This window comes from Flaviflexus equikiangi (assembly GCF_014069875.1).
Taxonomy (GTDB): Bacteria; Actinomycetota; Actinomycetes; order Actinomycetales; family Actinomycetaceae; genus Flaviflexus; species Flaviflexus equikiangi.
In genome coordinates this window covers 1,239,491-1,261,381 of the sequence record NZ_CP059676.1, presented here as the reverse complement: position 1 = coordinate 1,261,381, position 21,891 = coordinate 1,239,491, and the positions used below count along the sequence as shown (strand labels likewise).

Genomic DNA, 21,891 nt, shown 5'->3' with positions numbered 1-21,891 from the left:
TCCCGGTGGGGCTAGCCTGGTACACATGCGACCAGTCACTGACCTTGTGCGTGCCGAGGCACCGTTCACCGTTGTCTCGGATTACACGCCCTCGGGCGATCAGCCCGCCGCTATCCGCGAACTCGCCGAACGCATCAACAGCGGCGAGAAGGACATTGTGCTTCTCGGTGCGACGGGCACCGGCAAGTCCGCGACGACGGCGTGGCTGATCGAGCAGATTCAGCGCCCCACTCTCATCCTCGAGCCGAACAAGACGTTGGCTGCACAGATGGCATCCGAGTTTCGGGAGCTCCTTCCGAACAACGCGGTCGAGTACTTCGTGTCCTACTACGACTACTATCAGCCGGAGGCCTACGTCCCCCAGACGGACACCTTCATCGAGAAAGACTCGTCCATCAACGACGAGGTGGAGCGGCTGCGCCATTCGGCCACGAACTCGCTCCTGACACGGCGCGACACGGTGGTTGTCGCCTCCGTCTCCTGTATCTACGGCCTGGGTACCCCGCAGGAGTATGTCGACCGGATGGTGCGTCTCGAGGTGGGCCAGGAGTTCGATCGGGATGAGCTGCTGCGCCGCTTCGTGCAGATGCAGTACACGCGCAACGACATCGCCTTCACCCGCGGCACGTTCCGAGTGCGCGGGGATACGATCGAGATCATTCCCGTCTACGAGGAGCTCGCGATCCGGATCGAGATGTTCGGCGATGAGATCGACGAGCTGTCCTATCTTCATCCCCTGACCGGGAACGTGATCCGCCACACCGATCATGCCCACCTGTTTCCGGCCTCCCACTACGTGGCGGGCCCGGAACGCATGGAGAAGGCGATCCAATCCATCGAGCAGGAGCTGGACGCGCGGGTTGCGGAGCTCGAAAGCCAGGGCAAGCTCCTCGAGGCGCAGCGTCTGTCGATGAGAACGACATACGACCTGGAGATGATGCGCAATGTCGGTGCCTGCTCGGGGATCGAGAACTACTCTCGACATATCGACGGCCGCGGGCCCGGCACGGCCCCCCACACTCTTCTCGATTATTTCCCTTCCGATTTCGTCCTCGTCATCGACGAGTCCCATGTGACGGTGCCGCAGATCGGCGCCATGTATGAGGGAGACATGTCTCGGAAGCGGACGCTCGTCGAGCACGGTTTCCGCCTCCCGTCGGCTATGGACAACAGGCCGCTGCGGTGGACCGAGTTCCTTGAGCGGATCGGCCAGACCGTCTACCTGTCGGCCACGCCCGGCAAGTACGAGCTCGAACAGTCCGACGGCGTCGTCGAGCAGATCATTCGCCCGACCGGCCTTGTCGACCCGGAGATCATCGTCAAACCCACGGAGGGGCAGATCGACGACCTTCTCGGTGAGGTGAAGGCGAGAACGGCGCGCGATGAACGGGTGCTCGTGACCACCCTGACGAAGAAGATGGCGGAGGATCTTACCGACTATCTCGCCGAACGCGGTGTCAAGGTCGAATACCTGCATTCGGATGTGGACACGCTCCGCCGGGTCGAGCTGCTGCGCGAGCTCAGGCTCGGCATCTTCGACGTTCTCGTCGGCATCAACCTGCTCCGTGAGGGCCTCGACCTGCCGGAGGTGTCTCTCGTGGCGATTCTCGATGCCGACAAGCAGGGCTTCCTCCGGTCGACGACTTCACTGATCCAGACCATCGGCCGTGCCGCCCGCAACGTGTCCGGACAGGTCCACATGTATGCGGACACGGTGACGCCGAACATGAGGGAGGCGATCGAGGAGACGAACCGCCGCAGGGAGAAGCAGGTCGCCTACAACCGTGAACGAGGCCTCGATCCGCAGCCGCTGCGGAAGAAGATCGCAGATGTCACCGACATGCTGGCACGCGAAGAGATCGATACGGCCGAGCTTCTCGAGGGCGGATACCGGAAGTCGTCCGGGCCGGCGCCGAGCAGCAGGGAATCGCTTGCGGGCCAGGCGACCGGGGACTTGCGTTCGCTTATCGCCGAACTCGACGAGCAGATGAGGCAGGCCGCCGAGGATCTCCGTTTCGAGCTGGCCGCACGCCTGCGTGACGAGATCAAGGATTTGAAGAAGGAGCTGCGTCATATGGAGGCGGCGACGAACTAGGGGAGTCGCGAACCTCATAGCGCCGTGAGCGGAGCCAGGTGGGAACCGGGACATTCTTCCCCTATAGTTACTGTGAAGCTAGCGAAGGGGAGTATTCCCGCACAACAGTGAGCCGCCATCACGGTGCCCCAGGCACTCGGTTCACGACCGGCAACGGTGGGAAGAGACCTTCGGATCACCAAACCGGAGGTATGTTTTGCTGGCACACCAGCTGTCTCATGTCCCGATGCCACTGGCACCATCCACAGCCGACCAAATGGTCGTGCACACGTGGGAATGGTTTGCTCTCGGCGGCGTCGCCCTTGTCCTGATCCTCGTCGACCTGTTCGGACACGTCCGCAAGGCGCACGAGCCCACCATCAAAGAAGCGGCCATCTGGTCCTCCTTCTACATCGCCATCGCACTCCTGTTCGGTGTTGTGCTCTTCCTGCGCCACGGCAGCACCTTCGCGGGCGAGTACTTCGGCGGCTACGCGGTGGAGAAGGCGCTGTCGATCGACAACATCTTCGTCTTCATCATCGTCATCGCCTCCTTCAAGGTGCCCCGCCTCTACCAGCAGAAAGTCCTGCTGTACGGCATCGTCATGGCGCTTGTCATGCGTTTCGTCTTCATCATGCTGGGCGATGCTCTCATCCAGCGCTTCGTCTGGGTCTTCTTCATCTTCGGACTCTTCCTCCTGTACACGGCGATCTCGCAGGTCCGTCAGGGCGTCGACGATCCGGAGGACAAGGCGAAGGAGATCGACGAATATAAGCCGAACGCGATCGTCCGGTGGGCGGAGAAGCGCTTCCATGTCACGGAGGGCTTCGTCGGGCAGCGTCTCATCGTCCGCCGTGAGGGCAAGACCTGGCTGACCCCGCTCTTCCTCTGCATCGTCTCCATCGGCACCGTCGACCTGATCTTCGCGCTCGATTCGATCCCCGCAATCTTCGGCCTCACCCGTGAGCCGTTCATCGTCTTCGCCGCGAACGTGTTCGCACTCCTCGGCCTGCGCCAGCTGTTCTTCCTCGTCGATGGTCTCCTCGAGAAGCTCATCTACCTGCATTACGGCCTCGCCGTGATCCTCGGCTTCATCTCCTTCAAGCTCATCATCCACGCCTTCCACGGCTACGATCTGCTGCTTGCGATCCCCGAGCCGAACATCGGCGTCTCCCTCTCCGTCATCCTCGGCGTCATCCTCATCACCGTCTTCGCCTCCCTCTGGGGGTCGAAGAAGCGCCGGAAGGCGGATGAGGGCTCGGCGACCGGCGAGAACCGTGCGACGGACATTGTCGAGTCGGAGACGAACGAGACATCGGCCCCCGTGGGGGAGGACCGTGACTAGCGTGCGTAGCGGGACGTGAAGTTCTTGACGATCATGTGAGCTGAGCTCACGTCCCATCGCTTCGACTGTGCAATGAGAGTGTCGGCTTCTTCGGGTTCGAAGTAGCCGACATTCTTGTAGATGCGGATGCGGGTGGCGATGCCGTCGGCATCGAGTTCGGGATGGAACTGGGTGCCGTACAGGTTGGTCTTGATGCGGAACATCTGCACGGGGCACGTATTCGACGTGGCGAGCAGCACCGCATGCGACGGAAGGGAGCGGACTGCTTCTTTGTGGCCGACGTACGCATCGAAGCTCTCCGGAACCCCGGCCAGCAGAGGGTCGAGCATTCCCTCTCCCGTGAGGCTGATCCGCACACCTCCTACGGGTTCCCCGTAGGTGGAGTCGATGACTGCTCCCTGGTGGCCTCCGAGCGTGCCGACACCATAGCAGGCACCGAGGAACGGGAAGTCCCTCTCGACGATCTCGTCGAGAAGAGCGCTGATCTCCGCCTCGACCCTCACCTGTACCGGAGACTTCTCGGCGGCCGGAATCGAACTGGTGAAGGGGCTTCCGCCGACGATGACGCCCGAGTAGTCGTCGAGATCGAGCTGTGGAAGCGGCGCCCTTTCGAGCCGGATGCGATGGAGGTCGGCACTCTCAAGTTCCCCGAACCGGAGGATCTGATCGTATTCGTCGTCTGCGGCCTGATCTTCGGCGCGGGTGGCGATGAGGAGGAAGGGCTTCATAGGCCTACGATAGCGGGGCTAGGCGGGAAGTTCTGCCTCTTCTGGAAGCCTGCCGAGGCGAGACGCAATGATCGCGCACACGAGGAGCTGGATCTGGTGGAAGATGATGACCGGCACGGCGATCGGGCCGATGATGGCGGCGGGGAAGATCGCCTGCGCCATCGGCAAGCCCGTGGCGAGAGACTTCTTCGACCCGCACATGAGAACAGCGATCCTGCCGCCCCGGTTGATCTTTGCCCAGCCTGCCACGTACCACGTGAACGCGAGGATCAGTGCGAGGAGCAGGCAGGAAATGACGATGAGGGCAAGGATCTGCCACACGGACACGCCGTTCCACGTGTTGGCGGCCGTCGAGTCAAGGACCGCGGCGAGGACGATGACGATGACGGTGCCCTGGTCATAGACGCGCAGCGGCTTCGGATGCTGCCTGATGCGGGGGCCGAGTACCGGCTGCAGAAGCTGCCCGACGATAAAAGGCAGGAGCAGCTGGGTGAGGACGTTGACGAGGGAACCGGAGGATGCTCCCTCGACGCTCATGAAGACGAGAACGTAGAGGGGCGTGAGGAACATGCCGACGACGTTGGAGAAGGTTGCCGCACAGACGGCGGCGGCAGTGTCCCCGCGGGCGATCGAGGTGAACGTCACCGAGGACTGGATCGTGGACGGCAGGAAGGCGAGATAGAGGAATCCTGTCGCGAAACCATCACCGACGAGGGGAACGAGGAGCGGGTGTATGGCGAGACCGACGAGAGGGAAGAGGACATACGTCGAACCGAAGATGAGGCCCTGGACGCGCCAGTTCGTCAGCCCCGCCACGACCTCCGTCGTGCGCAGTCTCAGCCCGTAGAGGAAGAAGAGGACCGCAACGAGAACATCGCCTGTCGCCGATATGCCGGTGCGAACTCCGCCGGGCGCCCGCCAGACCAGACCCAGAACGAGGGCGGCGATGATCCCGACGATAAAGGGATCGATCTTCTTCACGACCACGGGCCGTAGACGACCGTCCACTCCTCGACATCAGTGTGCGTGACGATCCCCGCCGTCACCATCGGATCCTTCGCAAGCAGCTCATGAACGTCGTCGACGGTGTCCGCCGAGAGGATGAGGAGGGCGCCGTCGCCGCGCGGGCCGCTGGCCAGCAGCTGCCCGCCATCGAGCAGGCCCTTGAGATACTCGCGGTGTGCCGGGCGGACCTCATGGATATCGTCGCGTGACTGGTCGTACGTGTAGAGGGCTGCGTAGATCACCAGCGCCGTCCTTCCCATTCGGAGAGATGGGGGCGCTGTTCGCCCACCGTCGTGGAGTCGCCGTGTCCGGGATGGAGCACGGTCGAGTCGTCGAAACGATCGAAGATCCTGTCCCGAACATCGTTGAGGAGCAGGAAGAAAGCCTGGTCGGACGGAGTCTTGCCGACACCGCCGGGGAAGAGCGAATCGCCGGTCAGGATGTGGGTGCCGCCGATGACGATAGCGACCCCCTCAGGCGTGTGTCCGCGCAGGGTGATGAACTCGAGTTCGATATCGCCGAATGATAGGACCTTGCCGTCCTTGAGCTCGCTCTCGAGGGCCACGGGGAGGGCCTGCCCGGTCGCCGCGGTTGCCATGATCGTCGCATCGGGGAAGACCTGGGAGACGGTCTCGAGTGCGCCGACGTGGTCGTGATGCTCATGGGTGGTGATGATGGCGTGGAGGGTTCTGCCGCCGACGAGCTCCGTGATCCTGTTCGGCTCTGCCGCGGCGTCCACGAGGACAGCGTCACCGGCGGCGTTCGCAATGAGGTAGACATTGTTGTCCATCGTGCCCACCGACATCTTCGCCAGCGTCACGTCACCGATGTCGAGTGTGACGGGCGGAAGTCCGGGTCCGGTGTGATAGCTCATGGGTCAAGCCTACAGAGCCGATCGGCGATCCGTCGATCGGACGACATGCCCACTGTGATCCGTACACTTGTTCGATGTGCGGGGTTTGCGGGTACACTATCGGCGTGACCGAACAAATTGTCGTCCATGGCGCCCGCGAGCATAACCTCCGCAATGTCGATATCGAGCTCCCGCGCGATCAGCTCATCGTCTTCACGGGACTGTCGGGGTCGGGGAAGTCCTCCCTGGCGTTCGACACGATCTTCGCCGAAGGGCAGCGGCGCTACGTCGAATCCCTGTCGTCCTACGCACGCCAGTTCCTGGGGCAGATGGACAAGCCGGCCGTCGACTACATCGGCGGCCTGTCTCCCGCCGTGTCGATCGACCAGAAGTCGACGAGCAGGAACCCGCGCTCGACTGTCGGCACCATCACCGAGGTGTATGACTATCTGCGCCTGCTCTATGCTCGGGCGGGCGTTCAGCACTGCCCCGAGTGCGGGGAGGTTGTCTCCTCGCAGTCGGCCGAGCAGATCGTCAATCACATCATGGAGCTCCCGGAGGGAACCCGCTTCCAGATCCTCGCCCCCGTGGTGCGCGGACGCAAGGGCGAGTACAGCCAGCTGTTCGCCGACCTCCAGGGGCAGGGCTTCTCCCGTGCCATCGTGAACGGCGAGCTGATCCGCCTCGATAGTCCGCCCGTGCTCGATAAGAAGCTGCGTCATTCCATCGACGTCGTCGTCGACCGTCTTGTCCGCAAGGAATCATCGCGCCGCCTCACAGACTCGGTTGAGACGGCTCTGCGCGTGACGGACGGTCTGGTCGTCGTGGAGCGCATGGATGTGGACGAGGATGATCCTGCCCGCTACCGGAAATACTCGGAGAAGCGTGCCTGCCCCAACGATCATGTGCTGACCCTCGACGAGATCGAGCCCCGCACGTTCTCGTTCAACGCGCCCTATGGTGCGTGCGCCGAGTGCTCGGGCATCGGCGCGAAGCTCGAGGTCGATCCTGACCTGGTCGTCCCCGACGATTCCCTCTCGATCCGCGACGGCGCGATCCTCCCGTGGGCCGGCAACAAGGCCTACTTCACCCGTCAGCTGACTGCTCTGGGCAAGGAGCTCGGCTTCTCTGTCGACACGCCGTGGGGAGAGCTCCCGCAGGACATTCGGGACGTTCTCATCCACGGCAAGGACTACAAGGTTGAGGTGAAGTACCGCAACAGGTGGGGGCGGGAACGCACCTATGCGACCGGCTTCGAGGGCGTGCTCGACTTCGTCAAGCGCAAGCGCGAAGAGACCGAGTCCGAATGGTCGAAGGGCCGCTACGAGGCCTACATGAGGGAGATCCCCTGCTCGGCGTGCCACGGCGCGAGGCTGAAGCCTGAGGTCCTTGCCGTCACTGTCGGGGGACTGTCGATCGCGGAACTGTGCAACCTCTCCATCATCGAGGCGGCGCAATTCCTGCGCGAACTCGAGCTCACACCGAAGCAGCGGGCAGTCGCGGACGCCGTGTTGAAGGAGACCCAGTTCAGGCTGGGATTCCTCATCGATGTGGGCCTGACCTATCTGACGCTGTCTCGCGGGGCGGCCGGCCTCTCCGGCGGGGAAGCCCAGCGGATCCGACTGGCAACCCAGATCGGTGCCGCGCTTGTCGGCGTCCTCTACGTGCTCGACGAGCCGTCGATCGGACTCCACCAGCGCGATAATGCTCGGCTGATCGAGACGCTGACGAAGCTTCGCGACCTCGGCAACACGCTCATCGTTGTCGAGCACGACGAGGACACGATCAAGGCGGCTGACTACATCGTCGACATCGGCCCCGGTGCGGGGGAGCATGGCGGCGAGATCGTGTATGCGGGCGATTATGCTGGTCTTCTCGACACCGAGAGGTCGATGACGGGCGCCTATCTGTCCGGCAGGCGGCACATCCCCGTACCTGTCGAGCGCCGTCCGATCGATCCGGAGAAGCAGATCGTCGTCACGGGCGGCCGGGAGAACAACCTGAAGAATGTGACGGTCGCTTTCCCCCGCGCCTGCCTCGTCGCCGTCTCAGGCGTGTCGGGATCGGGCAAGTCCACCCTCGTCAACTCGATTCTCTACAACTCTCTCGCGAACCAGCTCAACCGTGCCCGCATCGTCCCCGGCCGTCACACGTCGGTGACTGGGCTCGAGGATCTCGATAAGGTCGTCCATGTCGACCAGTCGCCGATCGGGCGCACACCGAGGTCCAATCCCGCGACCTACACGGGCGTGTGGGACAAGGTGCGGAAGCTGTTCGCCGACGTGCCGGAGGCGAAAGTCCGTGGCTATGGCCCCGGCAGGTTCTCCTTCAACGTCAAGGGCGGCCGGTGCGAGTCCTGCAAGGGTGATGGGACGCTCAAGATCGAGATGAGCTTCCTCCCGGACGTCTACGTGCCGTGCGAAGTGTGCGGCGGGAAGCGCTACAACCGCGACACTCTCGAGGTCACCTACAAGGGGAAGTCCGTGTCCGATGTGCTGGACATGACGATCTCCGAGGCGCTCGAGTTCTTCGGCCCCGTCTCCGGCATTACCCGCCACCTCGCGACCCTGGATTCGGTCGGTCTCGGGTATGTGAGGCTCGGCCAGTCCGCGACGACCCTGTCCGGCGGTGAGGCGCAGCGCGTCAAGCTCGCCTCCGAGCTGCAGCGCCGCTCGAACGGCCGTTCCGTCTACGTCCTCGACGAGCCGACGACGGGCCTGCACTTCGAGGATGTCTCGAAGCTCCTCAAGGTCCTGCAGGGTTTAACCGATAAGGGCAACACGGTCATCGTCATCGAACACAATCTCGATGTCATCAAGAGCGCGGACTGGGTGATCGACATGGGGCCCGAGGGCGGGTCGGGCGGCGGCTCCGTCGTCGCGGCGGGCACCCCGGAAGAGGTCGCGAAGGTTCCCGGCTCCTACACGGGACAGTTCCTGGCCCCGCTCCTGCGATAATGGCTGATCCGTCCACGTACCGCCCGAAGACGTCGGATATTCCGACAGACCCGGGAGTCTACCGGTTCATCGATGACGACGATCGTGTCATCTATGTCGGCAAGGCCAAGAACCTGCGCCAACGTCTTGTCAACTATTTCCAGGACATCGCTCTCCTGCACCCGCGGACTGCCCAGATGGTGACGTCGGCCCAACGGGTCGAATGGGTCGTCCTGAAAACCGAGGTCGAGGCTCTCACTCTCGAATATTCGTGGATCAAGGAGTTCGATCCGCGCTTCAACGTCATGTACCGGGACGACAAGTCGTACCCGTACCTGGCGGTCAGCATGGCGGAGGAGTATCCGCGGGCGATGATCACCCGCACCGCCCACCGGAAGGGCAATCGCTATTTCGGGCCCTATACGCAGATCTGGGCCATCCGACACACCCTCGACTCGCTGCTCCACACGTTCCCGGTCAGAACCTGCTCCCCGGGTGTCTTCCGCCAAGCACAGCGATCGGGCAGGCCATGCCTCCTCGGCTACATCGACAAGTGTTCCGCCCCGTGCGTGGGCAGGATCAGCCCCGGCGATCATCGGGAGCTCGCGGCAGAGCTCTGCAACTTCCTCGATGGCGATACCGGCCGGCATATCCGATCCCGCGAGCGGGAGATGAAGGACGCGGCCGCGGAGATGGACTTCGAGAGGGCTGCGCGTCTGCGCGACGATGTGGCCGCGCTTCGCCGCGTCGTCGAACAGAACGCGGTCGTCCTCCCGGATCGCACGGACGTCGATGTCTTCGGTCTCGTGGCCGACGAACTGGAGGCCTCCGTCCAGGTCTTCCACGTGCGGGGCGGCCGGGTGCGCGGACAGCGCGGCTGGGTGACGGAACGCGTGGAGAACCTCGACGACGCTGGGCTCATGTCTGCCCTGCTCCTCCAGGTGTACGGGGAGACGGGCGAGAACCAGCTCCTCAAACCCTCACGCGACCTGCCTGAAGGCCAGGCGCGCTCGATCGATGACCGCACCCACACCCCGACGACGGCGATCCCTCGGGAGATCATCGTCCCAGTCATGCCAGACGACCGGGACGCTCTCCTCGCGTGGCTCGAGGACCGCCGCGGTGCCCGCATCAACCTGCACGTCGCCCAACGGGGAGACAAGCGCAGGCTTGCGGAGACTGTGCACGAGAACGCCCGGCAGGCCCTCCAGCGAGCAAAGATCAAACGATCGGGAGATCTCACCCAGCGCGCGAAAGCACTCGAGGACCTCCGCGACGTGCTCGGCCTCGATGTTGCACCGCTCCGGATCGAGTGCTTCGACGTCTCCCACACCCAGGGCACCCACCAGGTCGCCTCCATGGTGGTCTTCGAGGACGGCATGCCGCGCAAGTCCGACTACCGGCATTACATTATTCGCGGAGAGAACGGCGACGGAGCCCGCGATGACACGGAGGCGATGGGGGAGGTGCTTCGACGCCGTCTCGCCAAAGTTCTCGACGGTTCCCGCGACGTCGACGAGGACGCCGTCTCGGGGGCGATCGATCCGGACACGGGCAGGGTGAAGAAGTTCGCCTACCGGCCGCACCTCATCGTCGTCGACGGCGGCCTCCCGCAGGTCAATGCCGCCCAGCAGGTCGTCGACGAACTCGGCGTCGACGTCGCCGTCGTCGGGCTCGCGAAGCGACTCGAGGAGGTGTGGGTGCCCGGCGATGACTTCCCCGTCATCTTCCCCAGGAACTCGGCAGCCCTTCATCTCCTGCAGCACCTGAGGGACGAATCCCACCGGTTCGCCATCACCCACCACCGCAAACGCCGCTCCAAGGCGATGACACGCTCCGCTCTCGACGCGATTCCAGGACTCGGGCCAGCGAAGCAGAAGAGCCTCCTCGACACGTTCGGAACCGTGGCCGCGATCTCCTCCGCAACTGCCGAGTCTCTCGCCACAGCGCCGGGTATCGGGCCCGCGTTCGCTCAACGGATCCACGACCACTTCCATCCCGGCCCAGACGACTCGACCGAACCAGCGTAGACGGCCTGCGGGAAGATGACACCCGAGGGCTGAGTGATGGGGAGGTCTCCTCACAGTCCCCGAAGGCCCGACAAACCTGGCACGATAGAGGGCATGGAAGACGTGAGGACTGACGATACCGATTCGTTCCCGGCCTGGGTGCCAGACGCCGAGGCGGAAGCGACCGCCCGCGACCCGTGGGCTCCCGAGCTCATCATCATGACCGGCATGTCAGGAGCCGGCAAGAGCCGTGCGGCCGCCGTCCTCGAGGATCTTGACTGGTACGTGGTCGACAACCTTCCCCCGAGACTCCTCAAAGCACTGACCGGCCTGATCTCCCCGACCGGATCCGTCCGCCGCATTGCCGTCGTCGTCGACGTGCGCGGCGGCGAGTACTTCGCCGAACTGCTCACCGTCCTCGACGAGCTCCAACGATCCGGAATCCAGCATCGGATCATCTTCCTCGACTGCGACGACGATGTCCTCGTCCAGCGCTACGAGTCCGTCCGCAGGCCCCACCCGCTCCAAACCGTCGGGAGGCTCCTCGACGCAGTCCACGAGGAACGCACACTCGTTGCCGGACTGCGCGGGCGCGCAGACACCATCATCGACACCTCCGATCTGTCCGTCCACGACCTGGCCCGACAGGTGCGCCGACTTGTCGCAGCAGAGGGCGAACTCGGCACCCGCGTCACCGTCATGTCGTTCGGCTTCAAATATGGTCTGCCGATGGACGCGGACCACGTCGTCGACGTCCGCTTCATCGCCAACCCCTATTGGATCGGAGAGCTGCGGAACCTCACCGGGCACGACGCCCCCGTCCAGGACTACGTCCTCTCCCAGGAGGGCGTGACAGAGTTCGTGGACAAGTACATCGACCTCATCGCCTCCGTCCTCGCGGGATACGAACGCGAACTCAAACCGAACGTCACCATCGCAGTCGGATGTACGGGAGGCAAGCATCGCTCCGTCGCCATCTCCGAACGGATCGCCGAAGGCCTCCGCAGCCACGGCTCCCGCACCGTGACCGTCCACCGCGACCTCGGGAGGGAATAGCATGCTCCCAACCGGTGCACGCGGCCCCAAAGTCGTCGCCTTCGGAGGCGGCCACGGGCTCTACGCAACACTGTCGGCACTCCGGCACGTCACGGGCAACCTGACAGCGGTCGTCACCGTCGCGGATGATGGTGGGTCGTCCGGCCGGCTGCGGTCCGAGCTCGGCATCCTCCCGCCCGGAGACCTCCGCATGGCACTGTCCGCACTGTGCGACGACGGCGAATGGGGACAGATGTGGCGAGACGTCCTCCAGCATCGCTACGCGACAGACGGCCCGCTCAACAATCACGCAACCGGCAACCTTCTCATCGCCTCCGTCTGGAACCTTCTGGGAGACAATGCGGAAGGCCTCGACTTCGTCGGCAGGCTCCTCGGCGTCCACGGGAGAGTCCTCCCCATGAGCGACGTCCCCATGGAGATCGAAGCCGACGTGCACGACAATGGCTTGAAGAAGATCGTGCGTGGACAATCCAAGGTCGCGATCGCACCCGGGCGAGTGGAGAAGGTCAGGCTCTTCCCCACGGACGCGACAGCCCACCCCGCCGTCCTCGATGCCATCGCAGACGCCGACTGGGCAGTCTTCGGGCCGGGATCGTGGTACACGTCTGTCATTCCGCACCTCATGCTCCCGGATATTCGCCGCGCACTCGCGGAGAGCTCCGCGAAGACCCTGCTCGCACTCAATCTGACGAGTGACGAGGAGACGTCCGATATGTGCCATGCTGACCACATCAAGAGCTTCATCAGCCATTCCGCTGGGCTCCGTCCGGACGTCGTCATCGCCGACCCCACCGCCATCGACGACCTGACGAAGCTCGACGACAGTGTCACCGCCATCGACGCCAGCCTGATCCTGCGCCAGATACACACGCTGGACGATCCGGGCGTGCACGATCCGCTCCGTTTCGCGGCGGCGCTGCGCGATGCTTTCGAAGGCACGATCGGCGACCTCGCGGATAAGCGGTAGGATAGCTAGGCCCTTGCGGGCCACCATCTCTCAAGTAAAGGATCAACGACACGAATGTCTGCCCTGACAACCAGCGTGAAAGACGAACTGGCCTCGGTCGAGGCCAGTATGGCCACCGCAGCGGTGGCTGAGATCGCCACGATGTTTCGTTTTGCCGGCGGCATCCACATCAACTCCGGGCGGGTTGCCCTCCAGGCTGAGCTCGGCCATGCCGGGTCTGCTCGGCGCCTGCGCGAGCTCGTCAGCCGCACCTACCGGGTCGAGCCGGAGCTCCACACCATGTCGAGCGGTGCCCGCGGAATCCACCACTACGTCGTCCGGATCGGGCGAGAGGGTGAACGTATCGCCCGCCGCATCGGCCTCATCGACACGTATGGCCGTCCCGTGCGGGGCCTGCCTCCCACGGTCGTGGGAGGGTCGAAGGCAGACGCCGCGGCCGCATGGCGGGGAGCGTTCCTCGCCCGCGGCGCGCTCCTCGAACCGGGGCGCAACGCGTCGCTCGAAGTGATCTGCCCAGGCCTTGAGGCGTCGTATGCTCTGGGAGGGCTTGCTCGCCGTCTCAACGTGCCCTATCGGGCGCGGGAGTCTCGCGGGGCCTACCGGGTCGATATCCGCGAGGGCGATGGCATCGCAGCCATGCTCAACCGCATGGGAGCGAACGATGCCGTGCTGCGGTGGGAAGAGCTGCGGACAGAGCGTGAGGTGACGGGGACCGCGAACCGTCTCGCGAACTTCGATGACGCGAACATGAGGCGGAGTGCCGACGCCGCAGTCGTCGCGGTGATCCGAGTCAAGCGGGCCTTCGAGATCCTCGGGGACGATGTGCCCGAGAATCTGCGCGAGGCAGGGGAGTTCCGCATGAAATACCCTGACGATTCCCTGAACCTGCTCGGTGAACGCCTCAACCCGGTGGCGACGAAGGATGCTGTGGCGGGGCGTCTGAGGCGGCTGAACACGATGGCGGACAAGCGTGCCGCGGAGCTTGGAATCCCCTCAACCATAGACGTTGTCAACGATTTGCGGCGCGGGCGGAACTGAGATTCGTGCGGTGCTCTTCGCCTTTGGAGAACAAACTCACCAATTACCATAGTCCCATCTCGAACGGGCGTGGAAAGAGTATACTGATTGGTGGATCGGTTGACCTACATCGACCGTGAAGGATGAAGCTTTCGGGCTTCCCCAGACCAATCAATATATGTGCGCGAACAGTTGCGCACGAGGAGGAATAGAGTGACTATTCGCGTTGGTATTAATGGCTTTGGCCGCATCGGCCGTAACTTCACCCGTGCAGTGCTCGAAACGGGCGCTGACATCGAGATCGTTGCAGTCAACGACCTGACCGATAACGACACCCTCGCTCACCTGCTGAAGTACGACTCGATCCTCGGCACCCTCAAGCAGGACGTGTCCGCGTCGGGCGATTCGATCACCGTCGGCTCCATGACCTTCAAGGCACTCGAAGAGCGCGATCCCGCGAACCTCCCCTGGGGCGAGCTCGGCGTCGACATCGTCATCGAGTCCACCGGTCGTTTCACCAACGGCGATGCAGCGAAGGCACACATCGAGGCTGGCGCCAAGAAGGTTATCCTCTCGGCCCCCGGCAAGAACATCGATGCCACGTTCGTCATGGGCGTGAACGACAAGGATTACGATCCGGCCAAGCACAACATCATCTCGAACGCTTCCTGCACGACCAACTGCCTCGCACCGCTGGCCAAGGTCCTCCACGAAGAGTTCGGCATCGTCCGCGGCCTCATGACCACGGTCCACGCCTACACCGCTGACCAGAACCTGCAGGACGGCCCGCACAGCGACCTCCGTCGCGCCCGCGCCGCCGCCCTCTCGATCATCCCCACCTCGACCGGTGCAGCCCAGGCTGTCGCGCTCGTCCTTCCCGAGCTCAAGGGCAAGTTCGATGGCTACGCCCTCCGCGTTCCCACCCCGACCGGTTCCGCAACGGACCTCACCTTCACCGCTGAGAAGGAGGTCTCTGTCGAGGCCGTCAACGCAGCCGTGAAGAAGGCCGCTGAGACCGAGGACCTCAAGGGCATCCTCGTCTACACCGAGGATCCCATCGTGTCGAAGGACATCGAGGGCCACCCGGCTTCGTCGATCTTCGACGCTGGCCTCACCAAGGTCATCGGCGATCAGGTCAAGGTTGTCTCCTGGTACGACAACGAGTGGGGCTACGCCAACCGCGTTGTCGACCTCACCGTTCTCGTCGGCGAGAAGCTCTGAAACTCTAAGTAGTTGAGTTTGACGCCCGCGCACCCATACCGGGGCGCGGGCGTCTTTCTTGAAAGGACACGTATGAAGACACTCGAATCGCTCGGAGATGTCCGCGGCAAGGTCGTTCTTGTTCGCTCGGACTTCAACGTTCCCCTCGACGGCGGCACCATCACCGACGACGGTCGTATCAAGGCTGCCCTCCCCACACTGACCCGCCTCGCCAATGCTGGCGCGAAGGTGCTCGTCATGGCACACCTGGGCCGCCCGAAGGGCACCCCGGACCCGAAGTTCTCGCTCGCTCCCGTCGCGAAGCGTCTCGGTGAACTCACCGGAAAGAACGTTGTCCTCGCGGAGGACACCGTCGGCGAGAGCGCCAAGAAGGTCGCCGCCGGCCTCGCCGAAGGCGATATCGCCCTCGTCGAGAACGTCCGCTTCGATGCTCGCGAAACCTCGAAGGATGACGCGGAGCGCTCCGCACTCGCCGACGAGTATGCGGCACTTGCGGACCTGTACGTCTCGGATGGTTTCGGTGTCGTGCACCGCAAGCAGGCGTCCGTCTACGACATCGCCCAGAAGCTTCCCTCGGCAGCCGGCGAGCTCGTCTTCAAGGAGATCGACTCCCTGTCGAAGGCAACGAACGATCCGGATCGTCCCTACGTCGTCATCCTCGGCGGCTCCAAGGTGTCTGACAAGCTGGGCGTCATCAAGAACCTCCTCGAGAAGGCAGACCGTCTCCTCATCGGCGGCGGCATGGCATTCACGTTCCTCAAGGCCCAGGGCCACGAGGTGGGTTCATCCCTCCTCGAAGAGGACCAGGTCGAGACAGTCAAGGGCTACCTCGAGACCGCGAAGGAACGCGGAGTCGAGATCGTCCTTCCCATCGATGTTGTTGTCGCACCCGAGTTCAAGGCGGATGCGCCGGCCACGGTTGTCGATGCGAACGCGATCCCGGCCGGCGAGATGGGCCTGGATATCGGCCCGAAGTCGGCCGAGCTGTATGCCTCGAAGATCGCTGACGCGAAGACGATCGTCTGGAACGGCCCCATGGGCGTCTTCGAGTTCGATGCTTTCGCCGGCGGCACGAAGGCCGTCGCGAAGGCGATGTCCGACGCGTCCGGCTACACGATTGTCGGCGGGGGAGACTCCGCCGCTGCGGTTCGCACTCTCGGTTTCGACGAGGCAACCTTCTCTCATATCTCAACCGGTGGCGGCGCCTCCCTCGAATTCCTCGAGGGCAAGGACCTGCCGGGCATCTCAATCCTGGAGGACTAGACATGGCACGCACCCCTTTGATGGCAGGCAACTGGAAGATGAACCTCGATCACCTCGAGGCTAACCAGCTCGTCCAGAAGCTCGCATGGACCTTGAAGGACATGAAGCACGACTACGGCCAGGTCGAGGTTGTCGTCCTGCCACCGTTCACCGATCTTCGCACCGTCCAGACCGTCGTCGATGCCGACAAGCTCGAGATCGGCTACGGCGCCCAGGATATTTCCGCACAGGATTCCGGCGCCTACACGGGCGAGATCTCCGCATCGATGCTCAAGGCTCTCGGCGCGACCTACGTCGCTATCGGCCACTCGGAACGCCGCGAATACCACAACGAGTCCGATGAGCTCGTCAACGCGAAGACGAAGAAGGCGATTGCCGCCGGCATCACCCCCATCATCTGCGTCGGCGAAGGCCTCGATATCCGCAAGGCAGGGGATCAGGTCCCCTACACGCTCGCCCAGGTCGAAGGTGCCCTCAAGGACATCGCCGCCGAGAACGTCGCGAATCTCGTCATCGCCTACGAGCCCGTCTGGGCCATCGGCACCGGCGAAGTTGCGACCCCGGCGGACGCCCAGGAAGTCTGTGGCGCCATCCGCGAGAAGATCGCCGAGCTGTACGACCAGGAGACTGCGGACTCGACCCGTATCCTCTACGGCGGCTCCGTCAAGTCCGACAACGTCGCGGAGATCATGGCTGAGAAGGATGTCGACGGCGCGCTCGTCGGCGGAGCATCCCTCAAGGCCGATGAATTCGCGAAGATCGCCCGCTACAACGGTTAGGTCGCCCCGCACCCGGTCGACTACACTGGACGACGGACCGAAAGGACATCGTGGACATCATTAAGACGATCGTCACCATTCTGCTGGTGATCTCATCCCTGCTGCTTGTACTCTCCATCCTGCTCCATAAGGGCAAGGGCGGGGGCGTCTCCGACATGTTCGGCGGCGGAATGTCGTCAGCCATGCGCTCCTCGGGGGTCGCTGAGCGGAACCTCAACCGCATCACCGTCGGCATCGCAGTCACATGGGGAGTCTGCATCATCCTCTACGGTCTCATCGTCAAGTTCCAGTAGACGACCGAGACATCAGGGTTCCTCCCGGGCATCGCCCGGGAGGAACCTTTTGTTCGCAGACGAGTGCCCGCCCGGCGTGGATGCACATCTGTCGAGACAGTTCCTGACGGACCCCCAGTAGCCTGGCTAGACGTTATCTGGAATCTGCCGCATTGGGCAGGGGCCTCGTCCAGACGGTCCTCGGAATCGGAGTGGTGGATGACGTCGTCCAGCTAATCGCCTGGTGTCCACATGCGGCAGTCTGCTCGGGTGTTCACCATTGCTCTGGTCGTTCCCCGCACGGCATACGCCACCGGGGGCCCACCCTCAGCGCCGCGATTGGCGCTGTCATGACGAATGCATGCTCCGCCGCGGGTTGATTTCACGGTCGGAATCCTGTCGGCTATCGCAGCAACAATGCCTCCACGTCCGCCAACCGTCGACGCGGCCTATCGAGATCCTGTCGGAGGCCCACGAACGCCATAATTCGTTATCCATGATCATTGAAATCTCTCAATCATGCATAATGCCGAGAATCGGCCGCATCCCTCAGCTGTGTGCTATCTCAGGCGGCTGCGACGAGCGATGAGGAGCACGTGTATGGAGAAACTCGCGGGTCCGCCACGAAAGGCAGTGAGGGATGGTCGCAGATTACGGGCCGATAGTGGAGGCTTCTTCGCGCAGTGGATCTCGCGAGGGCAGAGTTCACTGCACACGACGCATCGCGTGATGCTCAACAGGGCAGCACAATGCATCCACATGCTGGATGGAACGGCGGGCGATGCGAGGGTGCGGTCTCATGGGCCGCGGGCGAGGAATCTGCCCGCGGCCCATGAGCGTCAGCAGCCGGAGACGACTCCGTTGCCGAATGCTTCGAGCACGTGCCCGTAGGCGATGTCGGGATCGAGGCGCTGCAGCTCCTCGATGAGACGGTGCTCCTGTGTGCGAGTCTCGAGATTGACCCGCTGGTCTTCACGGCCGGGCCGCTGGAACAGAGCGGTTGTTTCGCCGACCTTGCGGTGCAGGACGAGATCTCCGGATGCTCGCTTCATCGTCACCTTCTCCAGGCCGTAGCCCTGGGAGTTGGAGACAGAGACCGGCACATCGAGACGCAGGCCGAGCCATGCCGAGATCAGGTAGGTGGAGGCGTGCTCCATCGATCCCTTGACCTCAACCGAGTCGACCTTCTCGTAGGGCGGTTCGTCGAGCATCGCGGCGAGATAGCCGCGCCACAGCGTACAACCGGCCCAGCTCATGTCCGTATCACCAGGGGTGTAGTTCTTGGCGAGTTCTTTCAGGACAGGGACCGGGTTCGTGTTGGCGATCGAATTCGTGATCCTGCGGGTTGCGAGACGACCGATCGGATCCTTCGCAGGGTTCGTCGGCGCATCCTCGCTCCACCACACGACAACCGGGGTGTCCGGCAGAAGGAGGGGGAGCAGAAGTGATGTCGGATCGGTACCGGCACCGCCTTCGGGACGGAGGATGATGACCTCGGAGACACCGGCTTCCCCACCGACACGAAGTTCGGCGGACAGGGATGGCTCGTGGGCGTCGGGTTGACGGTCAGGAAGATAGGCGATGATACGGCAGGGGTGCGAGAGCGACGCCCCATCCGCCGCATCGAGTGCCGCCTCGATCGACTCATCGTTGCGGGCTACGACGATCAGGGTGAGGACCTTGCCGAGCGCAACCGAACCCGACTTGTCGCGCAGCGAATCGAGTTCTGCCGCGACGTCTGCCGACGTGGTCGATGAAAGATGCAGAATCATTACGCTCTCCTCCAGGCCCGACCATCGCGCGCCAGCATCTCATCGGAGGATGCTGGGCCCCAGGATCCCGGCGCATACGTGTCGATCGTGTCCAGCGTGTTCCAGTACTCGAATGCTCGATCGAGGATCTTCCACGACTCCTCGACCTCTTTCTGCTGGGGGAAGAGGGGCGGCTCGCCGAGCAGCACGTCGAGGATGAGGCGCTCGTAGGCCTCGGGTGCGTACTCGGTGAAGGCATGGCCGTACGAGAAGTCCATCGTCACGTCCCGCACCTTGAAGGACGCACCGGGAATCTTCACGCCGAAGCGGAACGTCACACCCTCGTCGGGTTGGATACGGATGACGAGAGTGTTGTTCTCCTGGCCGGCGGTGACTCGCGGGTCGAATGGCAGGAAGCTGGGCTTCTTGAAGACGATCGCGATCTCGGTGACCCTCCGGGCGAGGCGCTTGCCCGTGCGCACATAGAACGGGACCCCGTTCCAGCGACGGGTGCGCACCCCGAGGCGAAGAGCCGCATACGTGTCAGTCTTCGAGGACTGGTCGATATTGTCCTCGTCGAGATAGGCCTTGACGAACTTGCCGCCCTGCCAGCCTTCCGAGTACTGGGCGCGGACAGCGGATTCTTCGATCGGCCCGAAGAAGTCGAGCGCCGCGAGGACCTTCTCCTTCTCCTGGCGCAGGTCGTCCGGGCTGAACGTGACAGGCTCCTCCATCGCCGTGAGCGCAAGAAGCTGCAGGAGATGGTTCTGGATGACATCCTTCGCGGAGCCGACACCGTCGTAGTAGCCGGCGCGCGAGCCGATGCCGATGTGTTCCGCCATCGTGATCTGGACGTGATCGATATGGTCAGAGTTCCACAGCGGCTCGTACAGCTCGTTCGAGAAGCGCAGGCTCATGAGGTTCTGCACGGTCTCTTTGCCCAGGTAGTGATCGATCCGGAAGACGTCCTCCGGATCGAACACTCGGGTGACGAGATCGTTCAGCTCCTGGGACGACTCGAGGTCGTGCCCGAACGGCTTCTCGATGACGACCCTGCGCCAGCCTTCGCTCGTGTCCGACAGGCCCGCCTCGCCGAGGTTCGTCAAGACGGTCTCGAACAGATCGGGCGGGACCGCGAGGTAGAAGGCGTGATTGCCTCCCGTGCCGTATTCCGTGTCGAGGGCTGAGAGCCGCTCTGCGAGCCGTTCGAACGTCCCGAGGTCATCGTATTGGCCCATGACGGCGGTCAAGCCGGTCACGAACTGGTCGAAGACTCGCTGGTTGAAGGGCGTCTGAGCGTAGTCCCGCACGGCGCGTTCGACGATATCCTCGAGTGGCTCCTTGAGCTTCCTCGCAACCGCTGTGATCGCGAAGGATGGTGGAAGGAGCCCGTGGGAGGCCAGGTCGTAGAGCGCGGGCAGCACCTTGCGCTGGGAAAGATCCCCGGTGATGCCGAAGAGCACGAGAGAACATGGTCCCGCGATCTTCGGCAACCGGCGATCTTCGGCATGCCGAAGTGGATTGGTCACTTGTCCAATTTGTCCTTCACGGTTGCGAGGAGCGAGTTCCATGATTCTTCGAACTTGGAAACGCCCTCCTCTTCAAGCTGGTTGGTTACGTCGCCAAGATTTACACCAACTCGAGCCAGTGAGGCAAGGACTGTCCGCGCTTCGTCATACGTCCCGCGGACGGTGTCACCTGTGATAACGGAGCCCTCGAAAGCGGCGTCGAGGGTCGCCTCCGGCATCGTGTTGACGACGCCGTCGGTGACCAGCCCATCGACATAGAGGGTGGGGGAGTAGTCCGGGTTCTTCGTCCCGGTCGACGCCCACAGCGGACGCTGCCTGTGCGCGCCCTGCTCCGCCAGATGCTGGAAGCGCGGGGAGGAGAAGATCTCCTCGTACGCTTCGAACATGAGGCGCGCGTTCGCCAGGGCAACCTGGCCCTGCAGGTCGAGTGCCTCTCCGCCGATCGTGGCCAGGCGAGCATCCACCTCGGCGTCGATACGGGAGATGAAGACGGACGCGACGGACGTGATCGTCGACAGGTCGATACCAGCGTCTGCCGCACGCTCGAGACCATCGATGTAGGCCTCTGCGACAGCACGGTACCGGTCGAGTGAGAAGATCAGTGTCACGTTGACGGAGATCCCCGCCGCGACGACCTGGGTGATCGCGGGCAGGCCCTCCGGCGTGGCCGGGATCTTGATGAGAGCGTTGGGACGATCGACGATCTCCCACAGCCCCTTCGCCTGCTCCACGGTCTTCTCCGTGTCGCGAGCGAGACGCGGGTCGACCTCGATCGACACGCGACCGTCTTCCCCGCCCGTCGCCGAGTAGAGCTCGGCGAACAGGTCGCAGGCGGCGCGGACATCGTCCGTCGTCATGGCCTCCACAGCCTCCTCCGCGGAGCGGCCGGCGAACGCTGCGAGCTGATCCTCGTAGCCCTCCCCGGCTGAGATCGCGGCCTGGAAGATCGACGGATTCGTCGTCACGCCGACGACGTTCTTGTTGTCGATGAGGGATTGGAGGTTGCCGCTCGTCAGGCGTGATCTGGACAGGTCGTCCAACCAGATCGACACCCCGGCGTCAGACAGCTTCTGCAGGTTTGTCATG

The 21,891-nt window shown here is 63.5% G+C and carries 18 protein-coding genes; 11 read left to right on the top strand and 7 right to left on the bottom strand.

The window, feature by feature from the left end:
• The first annotated feature begins 25 nt into the window (after positions 1-25).
• The gene (uvrB, locus tag H2O75_RS05880) at positions 26-2,095 is read left to right on the top strand and encodes an excinuclease ABC subunit UvrB (RefSeq protein WP_182169552.1); all 2,070 of its coding nucleotides are present in this window, start codon (positions 26-28) and stop codon (positions 2,093-2,095) included.
• Between the two features lie 256 nt (positions 2,096-2,351).
• Positions 2,352-3,419, top strand: a complete 1,068-nt coding sequence (locus H2O75_RS05875; RefSeq protein ID WP_182174981.1) for a TerC family protein — start codon at positions 2,352-2,354, stop codon at positions 3,417-3,419.
• On the opposite strand, the gene H2O75_RS05870 is transcribed toward H2O75_RS05875, so the two are convergent.
• From H2O75_RS05870 to H2O75_RS05855, 4 genes are read right to left on the bottom strand one after another with little or no spacing between them, the layout of a single operon-like run.
• A complete protein-coding gene (locus H2O75_RS05870) occupies positions 3,416-4,147 on the bottom strand; it encodes a glutamine amidotransferase (RefSeq protein ID WP_182169550.1) in 732 nt (243 codons plus the stop codon). The two genes, H2O75_RS05875 and H2O75_RS05870, sit on opposite strands and share 4 nt — an antisense overlap.
• An 18-nt stretch (positions 4,148-4,165) precedes the next feature.
• The gene (locus H2O75_RS05865; protein ID WP_182169548.1) at positions 4,166-5,134 is read right to left on the bottom strand and encodes a bile acid:sodium symporter family protein; all 969 of its coding nucleotides are present in this window, start codon (positions 5,132-5,134) and stop codon (positions 4,166-4,168) included.
• Positions 5,125-5,394 carry a YciI family protein gene (locus H2O75_RS05860; RefSeq protein WP_220462703.1) on the bottom strand — a complete coding sequence of 90 codons (270 nt, stop codon included), beginning with the start codon at positions 5,392-5,394 and terminating at the stop codon, positions 5,125-5,127. Before H2O75_RS05860 ends, H2O75_RS05865 begins: the two co-directional genes overlap by 10 nt.
• Positions 5,391-6,026: an MBL fold metallo-hydrolase gene (locus H2O75_RS05855; RefSeq protein WP_182169543.1), complete on the bottom strand. Its 636-nt coding sequence runs from the start codon at positions 6,024-6,026 to the stop codon at positions 5,391-5,393. The genes H2O75_RS05860 and H2O75_RS05855 overlap by 4 nt, the downstream gene beginning before the upstream one ends.
• 104 nt (positions 6,027-6,130) lie before the next feature.
• Here H2O75_RS05855 and uvrA point away from each other — a divergent pair, with 104 nt between their 5' ends.
• The 9 genes from uvrA to secG all read left to right on the top strand — a co-directional run bounded on the left by uvrA (position 6,131) and on the right by secG (position 17,546).
• Entirely contained in the window at positions 6,131-8,962 is a 2,832-nt protein-coding gene (gene uvrA, locus H2O75_RS05850; RefSeq protein WP_182169540.1) for an excinuclease ABC subunit UvrA, read from the top strand.
• The gene (gene uvrC, locus H2O75_RS05845; protein WP_182169538.1) at positions 8,962-10,971 is read left to right on the top strand and encodes an excinuclease ABC subunit UvrC; all 2,010 of its coding nucleotides are present in this window, start codon (positions 8,962-8,964) and stop codon (positions 10,969-10,971) included. The genes uvrA and uvrC overlap by 1 nt, the downstream gene beginning before the upstream one ends.
• A 93-nt stretch (positions 10,972-11,064) precedes the next feature.
• On the top strand, positions 11,065-12,006 hold the full coding sequence (rapZ, locus tag H2O75_RS05840; RefSeq protein ID WP_182169535.1) for an RNase adapter RapZ: 942 nt from the start codon (positions 11,065-11,067) through the stop codon (positions 12,004-12,006).
• Position 12,007: 1 nt separating this feature from the next.
• Positions 12,008-12,973, top strand: a complete 966-nt coding sequence (locus H2O75_RS05835; RefSeq protein WP_182169532.1) for a gluconeogenesis factor YvcK family protein — start codon at positions 12,008-12,010, stop codon at positions 12,971-12,973.
• Positions 12,974-13,027: 54 nt separating this feature from the next.
• Positions 13,028-14,011: a DNA-binding protein WhiA gene (whiA, locus tag H2O75_RS05830; RefSeq protein ID WP_182169529.1), complete on the top strand. Its 984-nt coding sequence runs from the start codon at positions 13,028-13,030 to the stop codon at positions 14,009-14,011.
• Positions 14,012-14,203: 192 nt separating this feature from the next.
• Positions 14,204-15,211 carry a type I glyceraldehyde-3-phosphate dehydrogenase gene (gap, locus tag H2O75_RS05825; protein ID WP_182169526.1) on the top strand — a complete coding sequence of 336 codons (1,008 nt, stop codon included), beginning with the start codon at positions 14,204-14,206 and terminating at the stop codon, positions 15,209-15,211.
• 72 nt (positions 15,212-15,283) lie between these two features.
• Positions 15,284-16,474, top strand: coding sequence for a phosphoglycerate kinase (locus H2O75_RS05820; protein WP_182169523.1), 1,191 nt, complete (start codon positions 15,284-15,286; stop codon positions 16,472-16,474).
• A 2-nt stretch (positions 16,475-16,476) separates the two neighbouring features.
• Positions 16,477-17,253 (top strand): triose-phosphate isomerase, encoded by a 777-nt coding sequence (tpiA, locus tag H2O75_RS05815; protein WP_182169520.1) that lies wholly within the window; start codon positions 16,477-16,479, stop codon positions 17,251-17,253.
• A 50-nt stretch (positions 17,254-17,303) separates the two neighbouring features.
• Positions 17,304-17,546 carry a preprotein translocase subunit SecG gene (gene secG / locus H2O75_RS05810; protein WP_182169517.1) on the top strand — a complete coding sequence of 81 codons (243 nt, stop codon included), beginning with the start codon at positions 17,304-17,306 and terminating at the stop codon, positions 17,544-17,546.
• Between the two features lie 818 nt (positions 17,547-18,364).
• On the opposite strand, the gene H2O75_RS05805 is transcribed toward secG, so the two are convergent.
• The 3 genes from H2O75_RS05805 to tal are packed head-to-tail and all read right to left on the bottom strand — an operon-like array spanning position 18,365 to position 21,890.
• Positions 18,365-19,297, bottom strand: a complete 933-nt coding sequence (locus H2O75_RS05805) for a glucose-6-phosphate dehydrogenase assembly protein OpcA (protein WP_182169514.1) — start codon at positions 19,295-19,297, stop codon at positions 18,365-18,367.
• Positions 19,297-20,847: a glucose-6-phosphate dehydrogenase gene (gene zwf, locus H2O75_RS05800; RefSeq protein WP_182169511.1), complete on the bottom strand. Its 1,551-nt coding sequence runs from the start codon at positions 20,845-20,847 to the stop codon at positions 19,297-19,299. The genes H2O75_RS05805 and zwf overlap by 1 nt, the downstream gene beginning before the upstream one ends.
• Positions 20,802-21,890: a transaldolase gene (gene tal, locus H2O75_RS05795; protein WP_182169508.1), complete on the bottom strand. Its 1,089-nt coding sequence runs from the start codon at positions 21,888-21,890 to the stop codon at positions 20,802-20,804. Before tal ends, zwf begins: the two co-directional genes overlap by 46 nt.
• Between the last annotated feature and the right edge of the window lies 1 nt (position 21,891).